10 protein-coding genes are annotated in these 14,380 nt (G+C 43.6%); 4 read left to right on the top strand and 6 right to left on the bottom strand.

Going from position 1 to position 14,380, the window contains the following annotated elements; translation table 11 throughout:
• Positions 1-72: 72 nt before the first annotated feature.
• From FPL27_RS01705 to alr, 3 genes are read left to right on the top strand one after another with little or no spacing between them, the layout of a single operon-like run.
• Positions 73-771 (top strand): peptidoglycan DD-metalloendopeptidase family protein, encoded by a 699-nt coding sequence (locus FPL27_RS01705; protein WP_143959438.1) that lies wholly within the window; start codon positions 73-75, stop codon positions 769-771.
• A gap of 22 nt (positions 772-793) precedes the next feature.
• Positions 794-1,927: an amidohydrolase gene (locus FPL27_RS01700; protein WP_143959437.1), complete on the top strand. Its 1,134-nt coding sequence runs from the start codon at positions 794-796 to the stop codon at positions 1,925-1,927.
• A gap of 2 nt (positions 1,928-1,929) precedes the next feature.
• A complete protein-coding gene (gene alr, locus FPL27_RS01695) occupies positions 1,930-3,087 on the top strand; it encodes an alanine racemase (protein WP_143959436.1) in 1,158 nt (385 codons plus the stop codon).
• Here the strand turns inward: alr and FPL27_RS01690 are convergent.
• The 3 genes from FPL27_RS01690 to rbfA form a co-directional block, all read right to left on the bottom strand.
• Positions 3,084-6,020, bottom strand: coding sequence for a DEAD/DEAH box helicase (locus tag FPL27_RS01690; RefSeq protein ID WP_143959435.1), 2,937 nt, complete (start codon positions 6,018-6,020; stop codon positions 3,084-3,086). The two genes, alr and FPL27_RS01690, sit on opposite strands and share 4 nt — an antisense overlap.
• A gap of 125 nt (positions 6,021-6,145) precedes the next feature.
• Positions 6,146-7,369, bottom strand: coding sequence for an FtsX-like permease family protein (locus FPL27_RS01685; RefSeq protein ID WP_143959434.1), 1,224 nt, complete (start codon positions 7,367-7,369; stop codon positions 6,146-6,148).
• Positions 7,370-7,387: 18 nt separating this feature from the next.
• Complete coding sequence (gene rbfA, locus FPL27_RS01680) at positions 7,388-7,771, bottom strand: 30S ribosome-binding factor RbfA (RefSeq protein WP_143959433.1); 384 nt, start codon at positions 7,769-7,771, stop codon at positions 7,388-7,390.
• 92 nt (positions 7,772-7,863) lie between these two features.
• On the opposite strand from rbfA, the gene FPL27_RS01675 reads away from it, so the two are divergent.
• A complete protein-coding gene (locus FPL27_RS01675) occupies positions 7,864-9,261 on the top strand; it encodes a hypothetical protein (RefSeq protein ID WP_143959432.1) in 1,398 nt (465 codons plus the stop codon).
• 19 nt (positions 9,262-9,280) lie between these two features.
• Here FPL27_RS01675 and FPL27_RS01670 read toward each other — a convergent pair whose 3' ends face one another.
• From FPL27_RS01670 to secA, 3 genes are read right to left on the bottom strand one after another with little or no spacing between them, the layout of a single operon-like run.
• Positions 9,281-10,471 (bottom strand): M20 metallopeptidase family protein, encoded by a 1,191-nt coding sequence (locus FPL27_RS01670; RefSeq protein WP_143959431.1) that lies wholly within the window; start codon positions 10,469-10,471, stop codon positions 9,281-9,283.
• The gene (locus tag FPL27_RS01665; RefSeq protein WP_143959430.1) at positions 10,458-10,997 is read right to left on the bottom strand and encodes a hypothetical protein; all 540 of its coding nucleotides are present in this window, start codon (positions 10,995-10,997) and stop codon (positions 10,458-10,460) included. Before FPL27_RS01665 ends, FPL27_RS01670 begins: the two co-directional genes overlap by 14 nt.
• A 9-nt stretch (positions 10,998-11,006) precedes the next feature.
• Positions 11,007-14,378, bottom strand: coding sequence for a preprotein translocase subunit SecA (gene secA, locus FPL27_RS01660; protein WP_143959429.1), 3,372 nt, complete (start codon positions 14,376-14,378; stop codon positions 11,007-11,009).
• Positions 14,379-14,380 lie beyond the last annotated feature (2 nt).

The following is a 14,380-nucleotide window of genomic DNA, read 5'->3' as shown; positions in this document are numbered from 1 at the left end:
TGATTCCTTTTGCTGGCAAATTAACATTTTCCTGAGCACAATGCTTATATTGAAAGGGTAAATTGATATTGAATGGATTATAATAAGCTTTTTCGACAAAAGGACGCCTACCCAATCATGGGAGAGCAATTGACCGCCAAAAACACCAAAGTGCTGAACCTCACAGTCAGCAATCCCCATTTATCGGAAGTAAACCTACTGGACATCGCTGATTTCAACCGTTTTATCAAACAACAGATGAATGGCAAAAAGTATGGTATCGGCGGATATATGGAAAATAGGGATATTTATAGACGATCGGAGGTATTTGCACACGATGAGGCTTTCCGGAATATTCACCTGGGCGTAGATATTTGGACTGAGGCAAAAGCACCCGTTTATGCGCCATTCGATGGGAAAATCCACAGTTTCCGGGACAATGCCGGTTACGGAAACTACGGCCCGACAATCATTCTTGAACATGAGGTAGAAGGAATAACGTTCTTTACACTTTATGGCCACCTGATGCGCCAAGACTTGGAAGGGCTGGATAAAGGTCAGGAAATAAAGCAGGGACAACTGTTTTGCCATTTGGGCGAGGAAGAGGAAAATGGTAATTGGCCCCCACATCTACATTTTCAATTAATGAATGACATGCTGGAAAATGACGGGGATTTCCCGGGTGTGAGTGCTGCCCATGAAGCCGACTATTATTGTAAAATCTGTCTAGATCCCAACTTGCTCCTCAGGTTTGAAAGGGATAGCCAAACAGAAAGCTCTATTAGAGGTTGAATAGATAACAAAAAAATTTAGCATGACCCAAAAAGAACTCAAAAGCCTCACTGATTTTAGACGTAAACTTCATCAATACCCCGAGCTTTCCCATGAGGAAAAGGGGACTGCCAAGATGGTGAAGGACTTTTTCCAAGCTTTAGACCCTGCAAAGAAATTTGAAAACTTAGGCGGACATGGAATAGCCTTTCAGTTTGACGGAAAGGAAGCTGGTCCCACCACGATGATAAGATGCGAATTGGACGGTTTGCCGATTGAGGATTTGAGCGAAAGTAAACATGCTTCCAAAAACGATGGAAAGTCGCATACTTGCGGGCACGATGGCCATATGGCGATAGTGGCAGGGGTCGGAGTTCATCTTTTCCAGCATCCCCCCGAAAAAGGAAAAGTTGTTTTGCTTTTCCAACCGGCTGAGGAAACTGGAGAGGGAGCGGAAAAGGTAATCAACGACAAGACCTATCAGGATTTTAAACCCGATTATGCTTTTGCCCTCCATAATCTACCCGGCTATCCCGAAAATCAGGTAGTCATTAAAAAGGGTTCATTTGCCGCAGCCTCTACCGGCATGATCATAAAACTAACTGGAAAAACATCCCATGCAGCGCATCCAGAAGATGGAATAAGTCCTTCTTTAGCGATGAGCACCCTTATGGTGGGTTTACCGTTACTTCCTGAGAGCATGAAGAACTTTGCACTTACTACAGTGGTGCATGCCCAATTGGGCAAAAGGGCCTTTGGCACCGCCCCGGGAGATGCTACCATCATGGCAACTTTGCGCAGCCACGACAATGAAACTCTAGCCGACTTGAGAAGTTATTCGGAAGCGTTGGTCCATAAGGTGGCGGAGGAAAACAAGTTAAAAGCAGAAATCAGTTACACGGAGTCATTTGCTGCGACTGAAAACAGTGAGGAAGCTTATAAATTGGTCAAGGAAGCGGCGAAGCGGCTGAAATTAAAGACCAAAAACATCCGGCTACCATTTAGATGGTCGGAGGATTTTGGTCATTTTTCTAAAGAGACCAAAACAGCTTTATTTGGCCTTGGGGCGGGCAAAAAGCAGCCTCAACTTCACGAACCCACCTATGACTTCCCGGACGAAATCATCGGCACTGGGGTTGGTATTTTTATAGAAACTTTAAAGGAATTTCATTATTGACCATGCAGGGAACCAGCTATATCCAAATCAGCAAATCCGCGTACAAAAAAAACCTCAGCTATATCAGACAGGAAATCGGGGAGCACCCTATAATTTCCGCAGTGGTAAAAGGCAATGCCTATGGACACGGAATCGAAAACATGGTCAAAATCGCTGAAAGTTCAGGTGTCCGTCATTTCAGTACGTTTAGCGTAGATGAAGCTTACCGAGTTTTCCATGCCAGTAAGAAAGGAAGTCACATCATGATCATGGGAATGTCAACAGAATCTCAATTAGAATGGATAGTGGAAAATGGCTTGAGCATATTTGTCTTCGGTATGGATCGGCTGGAAAAAATTCTGACGATTGCCAAGCACAAAGGAAAAAAGGCCAAAATCCATATTGAGGTAGAAACAGGTTTCCACCGCACCGGATTTGAATGGACAGAGAGAGAAAAGCTGAGTAAGATTCTGGTAGAAAACCTCGATCATTTGGTGTTATGTGGCCTTTGTACCCATTATGCTGGGGCGGAAAGTATCAGCAATTATGTACGTGTGAAGGAGCAGATAGATGTCTTTCATCGCTTTAAGGAGTACTTTACAGAAAAAGGGCTGGCATTTTCACTTTATCACACGGCCTGTTCTGCCGCAGCACTTACATACCCAGAAACGGTAATGGATATGGTGCGCATTGGTATTTTGCTCTATGGCTTTTGGCCAAGCCAAGAAACCTACATGGCCAAATACAAACACTTGCTCACCCAAACGACCAAAAACCCACTTAGAAGGCTTCTAAGCTGGAAAAGTGAAATCATGAGTCTCAAAGAAGTAAAAATGGGGGATTTTGTCGGTTACGGCACCAGTTACATGGCTCCACGAAACATGAGGATTGCATTAGTGCCTGTGGGTTATGCGCACGGATTTAGTCGGACGCTGAGCAATCTGGGCAAGGTGCTCATACATGGCAAAATCGTATCTGTAGTCGGAACGGTGACTATGAACAGCATCGCCGTGGACATCACAGAGCTCAGAAATGTAAAAGCTGGAGAGGAAGTGGTGATTATCGGAAAGCAACGCTCACAGGAACTCACCGTGGCCTCTTTTGGTGAAACCTCCCAACAGGTCAATTATGAACTGCTCACCAGACTTCCCCAAAACATTGAGCGTACGATTACAACTTAATCCAGAAGCGCTTCGATATCCTCCTTGCTGAGGCTCTTCATGAAGCTTTCCTCGGTGCTGATCAGCTCTCCGGCCAAGGCCATTTTCTTTTCCTGCAGGGCCATAATTTTTTCCTCCACCGTATTACGAGTGATGAATTTATAAATCATGACCTTATTTTCCTGCCCGATTCTATGGGCACGGTCAATCGCCTGCGCTTCCACAGCTGGATTCCACCATGGGTCAAGTAAGAATACATATTCTGCCTTGGTAAGATTGAGTCCAACACCACCGGCTTTTAAGGATATAAGGAAAATCTTGACATCATCGTTTTCTTGGAATTCCTTCACCTGCCCTTGTCGGTCCTTGGTTGTACCATCCAAATAGGCATATCGGATATTCTCCTCATCCAAAAACTCTTTTACAATCGCTAAGTGTCTTACAAATTGGCTAAATACCAAAACCTTGTGACCCTCACTGGCAGCGGAGTGGAGCATGTGTGTCACATCCTCCAGCTTGCCGGAATCACCCTTATAAGATTTATCCGTCATTTTCGGGTGGTTGGCAATTTGTCTAAGCTGTGTTAAACCTCTTAAAAGGGTGAACTGCTTTCTTGCCATTCCTGGCATTGTCAACTCGTTGACAATTTGCTCCCTGTAATAGCTCTTCACTTCTTCGTAAGCTTTCTCCTGGTCACTGGTCATGGAAGAATACTTCACGTTAATCAGCTTTTCGGGAAGATCGGTAGCTACCTGTGTTTTGAGTCTACGGAGGATGAATGGCTTTATCGTAGCATGGAGCTTTTGAGCTTTATCCATGTCGTTCTTTTTCTCGATAGGAAAAAGAAACTGTTTTTTGAAAAGGCTCTGGTTGCCAAGCAGACCTGGATTGATGAAGTTCATCTGAGACCATAAGTCCATGGTTCCATTTTCCACCGGAGTGCCCGTTAGGATAAGTTTGTTTTTACAGGCAAAATGATTGACCGCTTTGGAAATATTGCTGCCTGGATTTTTGATCGCCTGAGATTCATCCAGAATCACGTAGTTGAAGTAAAATTGCTTCAACACCTCTATATCTAGCCTTGTGATACCGTATGAAGTTAGTACCAAATCATAGTTGGCGAACTTGGAGGTATCTTTGACACGGAAAGAACCGGTATAGGTTAAAATCTTGAGTTTAGGGGTAAATTTTCTCGCCTCCAACTCCCAGTTATAAATTAGGGAAGTTGGCATCACTAATAATGAAGTACTGTCGGGGTTTATCTCCTTTTCATGGGCCAGCAAAGCAAGGGTCTGTACTGTCTTACCCAGACCCATATCATCAGCGAGACAACCACCGAAACTGTAGTCATTCAAAAACCTAAGCCAATTGTAACCAGCTTTCTGGTATGGCCTGAGCTCCCCCCTGAATGTTTTGGGTAAGTCGTAATCCTCAATATTTGAAAAGTCTTTAAGCTTTTCAAGCTTGCGGCTCAAGGTAAGGTTGATTAATTGCCCTTTCTCCAACTCCTGGGCGAGGGCTATATGATGCTTTTTAAGTTTATGATGCTCGTGGGTAGCATCCGTATCTTCTAGAAAGGCAAAAATCTCCGCATAATTGACAAACCAGCTGTCAGGTATTACAGCAATCTCTCCATTTGGCAGCTCAAATTCATTCTTGCCTTGGATAAGCATTTTCCGGATTTTGTGAAAAGGAATTTCAAACTCACCAAACTTGATGATGGCGTTGACATCAAACCAGTCGATGTTTTCTTTAATTTCCACCGAAATAGACGCTTGCCCAATGAAGTACCTTTTCCCCTCGAGATTGTTGTTCTGAAGGATTTTCACCCCCATGGACTCCAACTGCTCGCGATTATGGTTTATCCAATCGAAGGCTTTAGTCTTTTCGAGGGAAAAACGGGAAGATTTCACAGGCAGCCCCATTTCTTTGAGGTAGTCGCCGTAGCTTTTCTCCTTTTCAAGGTCCCTCATGACCTTGTAGAAAATATAATTATCTCCTTGTTGTTCCAATTTCACATCATTGGGACGTTTTTCATCGGATCGGAAGGAATAGTTACCGTATTGAAATTTAAGGTCAAAAATGATTTTGTCCTCAGATTCTCCCTCACCGGAGGTAGCATTGCCGAACAGGTCCTGTGAAGCCCCATTTCCAGGTAGGTCGCTTAGGCTTAGGAATGGCTCCGGCTGCTTTCTTTCTACTTTGATATCAAAGCCTTTGGCATATACGTCAAAAGAACTGACCAGTTGGGTCACAAATTTTTCGTAGTATGACTGCTCTACTTTCTTAGGGATGACGATAAATTTCTTGTTCAGGAATGGCGTCAGTTTCTTGCCGTCAACATTTTTCTCAAAACTATAAAGCTTTTGATCCACCACGAGCCACGCCGGTTCTTTGCAGATGAGGTAGCCGTTTTTGTATTGCCATTCCAGCCTTTCACCGTCATATTTGATGGTGGGAAAATAATGGGTATTTTCATCATTTCTTCTGAAATGGAAAAGTACGGAAGCCTTGTTGGGCATCACTTGGATTTCCTTCCAGATGGGATTGCCATCGTTGCCCATCTCGAAAAGTCGCTTGCCTTGAAGTTTCTCCAATACCTCTGCCCTCAAGCTCTCCAGCTTTACTTCAATTTGTTCCTGTATAGTTTTGTTACCGGTTTTATCATCGTAGACCTTCCGGATAAACTCTTTTGGCTTTAGATTTTTGGTGTTGAACTTTTTGGAAATAGCATCATGCTGCATATTGTCCATGAGCTTGATGAGTTCATAATCCCTATCATCAAGGCCAGATGCAAAATCTTTTGCATTCTTGAAGGAGATGTTTTGATTGGCATATGAAAGCCTTCCCCGCTCATCCAGTTGTACCACAAAGGACTCAAACAGAATCCCAAAGTATTCGTGGATAAAGAGGGCATAAACAATTTCAAAGGGCTTCTCTGAAGAAACTTTCATAATCAATCAGGTTACAAGCAACGGAGGGAAAATGGCGATGAAGGCACAAAATCCATAATACAATAGCTCGCAAAATAATCAAAATTTAGGAAAAAAGCCCTATAAAAGATCCGAAAATTGACCAATCAAAGTTGTTCAATTGTTTTAACTTTAGAGGCAATTATAGCTGGACGGTAGGAAGCCATTAGGGTTATGGCAATCACACTGATGCAGGTATATAAAAAGTCGGTCCACACCATTTTGACAGGATAATTGTCAATGATGGAACTGGCCACACCCAAACTCACAAGCCCGAAAGTATCCTGCAGCCACACGATCAAAAAGCCCAAAACCAATCCGATAATAGCACCGGAAAATGCGATTATAGCTCCTTGTTTCAGGTAAATTGCCTGAATTAGGCTGTCTTTGGCACCCAGTGCCTTGAGCACGGCTATGTCTTTCTTTTTCTCTATTGCCAACATACTTAGAGAGAAAAAAATGTTGAACGATGCGACGGCAAGAATAAAGGTAAGTGTGAGGTAAACAAACAATTTTTCGATCTTGATAGCTCGCAATAATGAGGCATGCTGCTCATCGGTGTCCCTTACGAGGAAATCTTGACCTAAATGTTCACGAAGATTTCGCTTCACTTGTGAGATACGATATCCATCCTGAACTTTTATTTCCAAAGCGGTTCTACGATTGCCATACTCGAGTAATTCCTCCACAAAGCCAATCGGGGCAATGATATATTCATCGTCAAACTGCTTTTCAATGCTGAAATAGCCTATAGGCCGGATGATTTCCCGGTTATACATTTGGCGGGGATCGATTGTTCCTGATCGGCTTGCTTTGGGATAATAAACGGTCAGAAATTCCAGATCATTATTAATATCCACTCGAAGCGTACTGGCCACACCCATACCAAGAATGGCTTCGGGTTGTTTTTCTGTACCCAGGGAAAGCTTTCCACGAAAATAGCCCTGCTCAAACCTGCCCTGATCCAAAAAGTTGTCCGACACGCCTTTTAGCTTAGCCACCTTTTGCACGCCTTTGTAACCGAAAAGGGCATTGTCCTCGATCACCTCGGTGACCACTTCGACTCCTTCCACAGCTTGAATATCATTGAGCCAATCTTTTTCCACACGGAAAGACTTCCCTACTGCTGCCTCTACCTTCAATTCCGCATCAAAGGAGGCATAAAGGCCCCGGATAAGATCTTCCAAGCCATTAAACACCGAAAGCACTATGATCAGAGCCATAGTGCCTACCGCTACCCCGATCATAGAAATCCGGGAAAGAATGGTGATGAAATTTCGCTTCTTTTTGCTTCGGAAATATCGGGAAGCTATGAAAAAAGATAGGTTCAAGATTGGTAAAGCGGTTAATTATTTGTCATCCTCATCATCTTCGTCCTCATCAGTCTTTGGAATGTCAAGGTCAGATATTACCTTATCCATATACTGCGCATAGGCCGCTGAATCATCAGGAAAGAATGCAAGTTCGGGAATTACCCTAACACTTTTACCGATTCTACGGCCAAGGTGCTTGCGGATTTCTTTCTTACTGTCTTCTATTTTCTCAAAAGTCTCCTTATTGTTAGTCAACAAAAAGCTAAGGTAAATCTTAGCCACTCCCAAATCAGGGCTCATCAACACACGGGTTACGGTCACCATGGCGCTGCCGACCAGATGACGTCCCTCGCGTTGGAAGATTTCCCCAACCTCTTTCTGGATTAACTTTGAATATTTTTGCTGTCTTTTGCTTTCCATAACTGATAATTATCGTTACAAATGTAGTGAATTAAATGCGTAAGGTTTAATTTCGTGTTTGCAGATTGCTAAACATTCAACCCTAATCGCCCTTGTTAAGTTTTTTTAAAGTCAATGACCCGTTTCGGATTGCCGGCATTTTGGTAATCCTGCTTATCCTTCGGGTGCCTTATCTGCTGATGGATATTCCGCTACTCACCCCAGAGCTTATGTGGATGCTGACAGGTGAGCGGATGTCACAAGGGTACAATATGTATCTTGATATAATCGATGACAACGGTCCATTTTCGGCTGGGATTTATTGGCTAGTGGATATGGCTTTTGGAAGATCATTAATGGCCTACCAGATTATTGCAGGATTGATCATTATCTTTCAGATTGTCTATATAAACCACTTGTTTATTCGGTATCGGGCTTTCGCCGACACAACATACCTACCTGCATTGGTGATGGGGGTCCTGTTCCACCTTTCCTTTGACTTTCTGACTCTTTCACCCGCCTTGCTTGGCAGCACATTTCTAGTTTTGGCTTTGGGGAAAATTTTCAGTTTGACTTTGTTGAGCGAGGATAGTACTGAGTCTGTCTTGATGGTCGGGGTGTTTGGCGGAATTGCTGCTTGCTTCCACTTTCCCTTGATTTTCTTCCTACCTTATTTGATTGTAGCGGGCATTGCCGTATCGGGATTTAGTTTCAACCACTTCATTCTATCCATGGTCGGATATTTCCAGCCAATTCTGCTTTGCAGTTTGTATTATTTTTGGCAGGATGGATTGCCAGAATTTCTGATGGAATTTGTGTTTGCTACCAGAATCATTGAAACCTATATCCATGTGACCTATTTGGATATGTTGATCTTGTTTATAGTTCCTTTTGGGTTTGCGGCAAGTGGTTTCCTTTTCAGTTCCCTGATGCGGAGCCAAACCATCAACCAGCAGAAGCAAATGCAGCTGATGATGCTTTACATGCTTTTTGCGCTACTTACTCTATTGCTTTCTAATAGGAGAACACCTTATCAAATGCTTGCCTTGTTACCAGCTCTGACCTACTTTATCAACCAGATTTTCATGAATGTGGAACGGAGAGCTGTATTGAGAGGCTTCTTTTATAGCTTTTTGATTTTGGTGCCATTAGTGGGCTACGCTTGGACCTTTCAGAAAATAGAATCTGGAAGGATTACGGCTTATGGGGTTGAAAAAGATACAAAGTACAACTTCACTCGAGACAGAAGAGTGGTCGTGCTAGGTACGGATATGGGCTATTATCAACATGCCTATCCCTCCACGCCCTTTTTGAATTACAACCTTTCCAAGAGGGTTTTGACCGATTTTGAGGATCTCCATGACATGGCCACCACCTTTAAGTATTTCAACAATGAGAAGCCTGAGTACATCATTGATGAGGATGGCGTATTTGAGGAATTGCTCCTTCAAATTCCAGCGCTGAAAGACCTTTACCGCCCGCAAAAGGAAGGCGTTTATAAGTTGAGATAGGATTAGAGGCTCTAAACCCCTACTCTGTTGCTAATTCATTCACTGCGATGAAAGCCATTAGGCCGGAACCGACTTCAAGGGCATCTTCATCGATATCGAATGTAGGCGAATGCACTCCAGAAGTGATTCCTTTTTCTTCGTTACGGATACCTAGACGGTAGAAACAGCCAGGCATTTCTTGGGTATAGTAGGAAAAATCCTCAGCTGCCATCCAGATATCTAATTCTTCCACATTTTCCTCGCCAAGATACTGCTTGGCAGCTTCCTCGGCACGGGAAGTTAATTGAGGTTCGTTGACCAAAAATGGGTAACCCTTTCTGACTTCAAAATCTACCGACCCGCCCATGCCTTCGGCAATTCCTTCGGCCATTTTGACCATGGCAGCATGGGCTTCAGTCCTCCATTTTTCGTTAAGAGTCCGGAAGGTGCCTTCAATTTCAACCTTTTCAGGTATGATATTGGTGGCTCCGTTTGCCTGGACTCTACCAAATGATAGGACTGTAGGGGTTTTAGGACTGGCTTTTCTGCTGACAATTTGCTGAAGGGCTACGATGATGTGACTGGCTATAAGTACCGGGTCAATAAAGTTTTCCGGCATAGCACCATGACCGCCTTTACCTTTTACTGTAAGGTAAAGTTCATCGGTACTGGCCATATACATGCCTTTTCTGAAGCCAACTTTCCCTACATCAATCAAGGGCATCACATGCTGCCCTACAATGCCACTAGGACGAGGTTTCTCTAAGGCACCATCTTTTATCATCAATGAAGCACCGCCTGGAAGCAATTCCTCACCAGGTTGAAAAACTAATTTGATTGTTCCTTCAAATTCCTCTCTAAGCTCCTGGAGGATTTTTGCAGCGCCCAATAGAGATGCTGTATGAACATCATGCCCACAAGCATGCATCACACCCGGATTTTGGGATTTATAGGAAACGTCATTTTGCTCTTCTATGGGAAGGGCATCCATGTCACCGCGGAGGGCCACTATTTTTTTATCGGGATTCTTCCCTTTTATCAAGGCCACCCAGCCAGTATCTGACTTTTTCTCGATCTCCGTAATGCCATACGAGCGCAACTGTGTTTCCACAAATGCGCTCGTATTGTATTCCTTGAAGGATAATTCCGGGTTGGCATGTAGGTGCCTTCTGTTATCTATTACCTCGCTTTTATACTTTTCGGCAAGGGCTTTGATTTTATCTTTCAGCATCAAAATCGTCTTCTATATCATTCTCTTCGAAACCGTCTCTTTCAAATCTATCTTGGATAATCCTTGCTGAAGGAAAATCCTCCTTAATTTTATAATAAAGAGATTGGGCTTCAATTCTATTTACATATTGACCAACTTTCACCAAATACCGGGGCTGCTGGTATTGCATATCGGCTTTCACATCTGGGTGGGTGGTGTACAGATCGTTACGGGTTTCAAAAGCCTTGTCCCTATCCACGCCACTGTAAACCAAAATGGTAAAGCCATTGTAATATTGCTTATCCTCGTTGTCACGTTTAAAATAACCTATGGCTTCCTCCAAGTCCTCATCAACTGGTGAACCTGCCCCTTTAGCAACTGAACTTTCACTTTCCATTTCATCAGGGTCGGGTAATTCCGGAAAAGTCACCCGGGTTTCCGAAAGGTCTTCCGAGTAATCCTTATAAGCATCGGCCGGCCCCCTTTTGATGGCAGCACAGCTAAGGGCAAACATGGAAACCAATATTACAATTAATGCATTTTTCATATCGCAGAATTAATTTTCGATGATTACGCACCGACCGCTTTGAAGGTCATCTTCCACGCTTTTGAATTTCACATTCTTTTTCACGCTACCGTTGGAATATTGAACGGAAACTTTGTCGTTTCTTCCATAAGCTTTATCTGATTTCCTTGGCTCCACCACTTGCTGTCTGCTTGACGGGGCAGTGGCTGCCGGTGTACGGTTACCTGCAATTGAACTGCCAACTTCTTCCTTGGAAGCCTGAACTTTTGGTTCTGGAGCTCTTGGAGCTGCCTGGGCCGGGTTGACCTGATCAGGATTTTGCTTTGGAAGTTCCGCTTTGGAAATGAAAGAAATCACGTCCTCATTAAGCTTTCCAACAAAGCGCTTGAACATCTCAAAGGCCTCAAACTTATAGATAAGCAATGGATCCTTCTGTTCGTAAACTGCATTCTGAACGGACTGCTTCAAGTCATCCATATCCCTGAGGTGTTCCTTCCAGTTTTGATCGATAATTGCCAGGGTCACATTTTTCTCAATGGCCCTGATCAAATCTCTACCTTCGTTTGCGATAGTAGACTCAAGGTTAACCACCACACCAATTTGCTTGATGCCATCAGAGATAGGCACCATGATGTCGCGGACAGTTCCGCCTCGCTGCTCATGCACATCTTTAATTATTGGCAGGGCTCTGGAAAGAATCCTATCGTTTTTAGTTCTGTAATTCTTATATGCCGCATCGAATAGCTCTTGGGTAAGGGTTTGTGAATCCTTAGATTTTACCTGATCCTCAGTGAATTTGTGATCAATACCCAAAGAACTGTAAATGTTCATCCTCAGATTTTCCATATCATCGGAAGCTTTGGCCATATCAATGATGTCGGAGCACACATCATACATGATGTTCAGGATGTCAAGTTCAAGCCTTTCGCCCATCAGAGCATTTTTCCTTCTCTTATAGACAACTTCCCTCTGGGAGTTCATCACGTCATCATACTCTAGCAATCTCTTCCGAACGCCAAAGTTGTTTTCCTCTACCTTTTTCTGGGCTCTTTCGATGGATTTGGTAATCATAGAATGTTGAATTACCTCTCCTTCTTCAAGGCCCATTCTATCCATGAGTTTGGCAATCCTTTCGGAACCAAAGAGCCTCATTAGATTGTCCTCCAGTGACACAAAGAACTGGGAAGAACCCACGTCACCCTGACGACCGGCACGTCCTCTAAGCTGTCTATCGACCCTTCTAGATTCGTGTCTTTCTGTACCGATGATGGCCAAACCGCCAGCCTGCTTGGATTCCGGAGTCAGTTTGATATCCGTACCCCTACCGGCCATGTTGGTTGCGATAGTTACTGTGCCTGGCTTACCCGCTTCAGCTACCACTTCTGCCTCTTTGGCGTGCTGCTTGGCGTTAAGGACCTGGTGTCTGATCTTTCTCAAGGTCAACATTCGGCTGAGTACTTCGGAAATTTCCACCGAAGTTGTACCCACTAGAACTGGCCTTCCAGCCTTAGTCAACTCATTAATCTCGTCAACAACAGCGTTGAATTTTTCCCTTACGGTTTTGTAAACTTTATCCTGTCTATCATCCCTGGAAATAGGACGGTTGGTAGGAATTACAACCACATCCAATTTATAGATTTCCCAGAATTCACCTGCTTCGGTTTCGGCCGTACCGGTCATACCCGAAAGCTTATGGTACATTCTGAAGTAGTTTTGCAAAGTAACCGTGGCGTATGTTTGAGTGGCATCTTCCACCTTCACGTTTTCTTTTGCCTCGATAGCCTGGTGAAGTCCGTCAGAATAACGACGACCTTCCATCACACGGCCTGTCTGCTCATCGACAATTTTCACCTTACCGTCAACAAGAATATACTCGGTGTCTTTTTCGAACATACAATATGCTTTCAAAAGCTGATTTACTGTATGGATACGCTGAGCTTTTACGCCATAGTCCTTTATGATTTCTTCTTTGCGGACCAGCTTTTCTTTTTCATCTATTTTGGCACTCTTTTCCATTTCGGCGATTTCCATACCGATATCGGGTAGGATGAAAAAGTCAGCCGTTTCGTTTTTAGTAGTCAACACCTCGATACCATTATCGGTAAGGTCTACAGTATTGGATTTTTCATCAATGGTAAACAAAAGAGGTTCATCCGCTTCCGGCATCATTCTTTTGTTATCTTGAAGATAGAAATTCTCTGTTTTCTGAAGGATTACTCTGATACCTGGTTCGGAAAGGTATTTAATCAAAGGCTTATACTTAGGCATTCCTCTGAATGCTCTAAAAAGGGATAGTCCACCTTCTTTTTGGTTTCCATCCTTGATCAATCGCTTAGCCTCAGTCAGGTAGCCTTGAATAAGTTTTCTTTGTTCTTCCACAAGAGTGGATACTCTTGGCTTTAGCTCATAAAATTCGTGCTCATCCCCTCTAGGAACCGGGCCGGAAATGATCAATGGCGTCCTCGCATCATCAATCAATACAGAATCGACCTCATCAATCATGGCAAAATGGTGCTTGCCCTGGACAAGGTCATTGGAATCCCTGGCCATGTTATCCCTTAGGTAATCAAAACCGAATTCATTGTTGGTTCCGTACACAATGTCGGAATTGTAAGCTTTTCTTCTTCCGGCTGAATTAGGCGGAAATTTATCGATACAATCTACTTTAAGACCGTGGAATTCAAAAAGTGGCGCATTCCATTCGGAGTCACGTTTGGCAAGGTAATCGTTGACTGTCACCACATGGACGCCTCTACCTGAAAGTGCATTAAGGTAGGCTGGAAGGGTCGAAACTAGAGTTTTACCTTCACCAGTTGCCATTTCGGCGATTTTTCCTTTGTGCAAGGTGATACCACCAATGAGCTGCACATCATAATGAAGCATGTCCCAGGTGATCTCGGTTCCGGCAGCATTCCATTTGTTATGCCAGATAGCTTTCTCACCATCGATTTCAACGTTTGGCTTATTGGCAGCCATCACTTGATCTTCAGGTGTGGCGGTCACAACAAGTTTACTGTTTTCTTTAAACCTCCTGGCAGTTTCCTTAACTACGGCAAAAGCCCTTGGAAGAATTTTTTCCAAAGACTTTTCCAACTCTTGATCCCTGTCTTTTTCGACTTTTTCGATATCGTTGAAAAGGGCATCTTTTTCATGGACTTTGTCAGCCGCCATGCCATTGATCTTTTCCTTGATGGATTTGATCTGCTGGTCAAACGACGCCAAGTCTGTATTGATGATGCTTTTAAGCTCAATAGTCTGGGCCCTCAACTCATCATCCGTAAGCTGGTGAAGCTTGCCAAATTCCTGATTGATCTGGTCAACGACGGGCAAAACCTCCTTTATATCTCTATCTGACTTGGTTCCGAAAACCTTTGCCAGTCCTTTTGCTATTATATCTAACATAT

It is taken from the genome of Litoribacter populi (assembly GCF_007483685.1).
GTDB classification, from domain to species: Bacteria; Bacteroidota; Bacteroidia; order Cytophagales; family Cyclobacteriaceae; genus Litoribacter; species Litoribacter populi.
The sequence above is the reverse complement of the archived record's forward strand: the minus strand, read 5'-3'. Positions and strand labels throughout refer to the sequence as shown.